The 2,757-nt window shown below is 72.2% G+C and carries 1 protein-coding gene and 1 pseudogene; both read left to right on the top strand.

From position 1 onward, the window contains the following. Positions 1-241, top strand: a pseudogene (locus tag ACHFFZ_RS14720) (GtrA family protein); the annotation flags it as partial. A gap of 4 nt (positions 242-245) precedes the next feature. Continuing rightward, positions 246-2,757, top strand: a 2,512-nt coding sequence (gene smc / locus ACHFFZ_RS14715; protein ID WP_394277351.1) for a chromosome segregation protein SMC, incomplete at its 3' end; no start/stop codon positions are given.

Below are 2,757 nucleotides of genomic sequence, written 5' to 3'. Positions count from 1 at the left end.
CCCGACCAGCATGTTCTACCTGCCCTCGTCGGTCTTCGACGGCAGCCAGGGGCTGCGCGACCGCGCCTACTGGGCGCAGCTGATCACCATCGTGCTCACGCTGCCGATCAACTTCGTGGTCAACAAGCTGTGGACCTTCCGGGCGGTGCAGACGGGCCACCTGGAGGAGGTTCCGATGACCGCGCCGGTCGTGGCACCCGAGGCCCTGGACCAGGGCGGCCAGTCGTGGCCGGCCCGCTAGTCACGTGTACCTCAAGAGCCTGACCCTGCGAGGATTCAAGTCCTTCGCCTCGGCCACCACCCTGAACTTCGAGCCAGGCATCACCTGCGTCGTCGGCCCGAACGGCTCCGGCAAGTCCAATGTGGTCGACGCGCTGAGCTGGGTGATGGGCGAGCAGGGCGCCAAGAGCCTGCGCGGCGGCAAGATGGAAGATGTCATCTTCGCCGGCACCTCCGGGCGTGCCCCCCTGGGGCGCGCCGAGGTGAGCCTGACCATCGACAACACCGACGGTGCGCTGCCGATCGACTACACCGAGGTGACGATCACCCGGACCATGTTCCGCAACGGTGGCTCCGACTACTCGATCAACGGCTCCTCGGCGCGCCTGCTCGACGTGCAGGAACTGCTCAGCGACTCCGGCATCGGCCGCGAGATGCACGTGATCGTCGGCCAAGGGCAGCTCGACACCATCCTGCAGGCCACCCCCGAGATCCGCCGCGGCTTCATCGAGGAGGCCGCCGGCGTCCTCAAGCACCGCAAGCGCAAGGAGAAGGCGCTGCGCAAACTGGAGGCCACCCAGGCCAACCTGGACCGGCTCCAGGACCTCGTCGCGGAGATCCGACGCCAGCTCAAGCCGCTGGGTCGTCAGGCCGAGGTGGCGCGCAAGGCCGCCGTCATCCAGGCCGAGCTGCGCGATGCCAAGGCGCGGCTGCTTGCCGACGACCTCACCCAGGCCACGATCGCGCTGGAGACCGACCTGGCCGACGAGGCCGCGCTCAAGCAGGCCCGGCGCCAGGCCGAGGCGACGCTGAATGCCGCCCAGCAGGCCGAGGCGGAGGCCGAACAGGCACTGTCACAGGCACAACCGCGGCTGTCGCGGGCGCAGGAGACCTGGTATGCACTGGCGGCCCTGCGGGAGCGCACCAGCACCACCCAGCAGATCGCCGCGGAGCGGGTGCGCAATGCCGAGGCCCAGCCCCAGGTGGGGCGCCAGGGCCGTGACCCGGAACAGCTGGAGGCCGAGGCTGAACAGGTGCGCCAGCAGGAGGAGGAGCTGCGGGCCGAGGTGGCCGGGCTGACCGCCGCCCTGGCCAAGGCACAGGAGCACCGCAACCAGACCGAGACCGCCCTGGCCGAGGCGGACCGGGCCCATGCGGCCCAGTTGCGGGCCGTCGCCGACCGTCGAGAAGGCCTGGCCAGGCTGACGGGGCAGGTCAATGCCCTGCGCTCGCGGATCGAGGCCGCCGGGGAGGAAGCGTCCCGTCTGCAGCAGCGCCGCGACGAGGCCGCCGAACGCGTCGAGGAGTCTGCTGCGCAGGTGCTGGCCGCCACCCGCGCCGCCGAGGACCACACGGGAGCCGACGAGGACCTGGCCGCCGCGGTCGAGCAGGCCACGGTCCGCGCGGACGCGGTGCGCACCGAGTCGAACCAGGTGCAGGCCCTCATCCAGGAGCTCACCCCGCGCCGTGCCGCCCTGCAGGCACGCATCGAGGCGCTGGAGCTGGGCCTGGACCGGGGCGACGCCACCGCCGCACTGCTCGACCAGGAGCTGGCCGAGGGTGTCATCGGGCCGGTCTCGTCGATGATGCGGGTCGAGGCCGGCTACGAAGCTGCCGTTGCTGCGGCGCTGAGGACCGCGGTCGACGGTGTCCTGGTCGAGGACCTGGGCCGGGCAGTGGCCGCCGTCGAGGAACTGCGCGGACAGGAACTGGGCCGCGCCACCCTGGTGCTCGGCGAGGTCCCCGCGAGCATCCCCCCGCCACGCCACCTGCCCACCGGGGCCAGGGCTGTGGTCGACCTGGTGCAGGCGGACGCGGTGCTGCGTCCGGCCCTGGCCCGAGCCCTGGCCGGCATGGTGGCGGTCGACGACCTGGCCACCGCCCAGCAGGTGATCGCGGTCGATGCTGAGCTGGTCGCCGTGACCAGGGAGGGCGACGTTCTGTCGTCCTGGCAGGTGACCGGCGGTTCGCGGGCACGGCAGTCGCCGATCGAGGTGCAGGCAACCATCGACCAGGCCCGCGCCGAGCTCGCCGAGGTGGAGCAGCAACTCGACGCACGCCGCGATGAGGGGCAGCGCCTGCACGAGTCCTTCCAGCAGGCACGCCAGACCCAGCAGGATGCCCGACAGGCCTACAAGACCTCGCAGCAGGAGCAGGGCCACCATGCCCAGCGAGTGCTCGTCGCCCAGCAGGCGGAGCGTTCTGCGCGTGGCGAGGTGGAACGCCTGGAACAGGCCGTGCAGGCCGGCCAGGCCAGCCGCGAGAAGGATCGTGCCGGCCTGGTGGAACTCGAGGCACGGCTGGCCAATGCCTCTGCCCAGCAGGACGTCGCCGAGCCCGACCCCGCCGAGCGCGACCGGCTCACCGAGCTGGCCCGCCTGGCCCGCACGGCCGAGATGGACGCCCGGCTGGCGTTGAGGACGGGCGAGGAGCGGGTCCGCGCAGTCGCAGGCCGGGCCGACTCACTGCGCCGCGCCGCCGCCTCGGAACGCCAGGCCCGCGAGGAGGCGCAGGCACGCGCCACCCAGCTGCGACAAC

Source organism: Luteococcus sp. (genome assembly GCF_043424415.1).
Taxonomy (GTDB): domain Bacteria; phylum Actinomycetota; class Actinomycetes; order Propionibacteriales; family Propionibacteriaceae; genus Luteococcus.
This window is presented reverse-complemented; position numbering and strand designations above follow the sequence as displayed.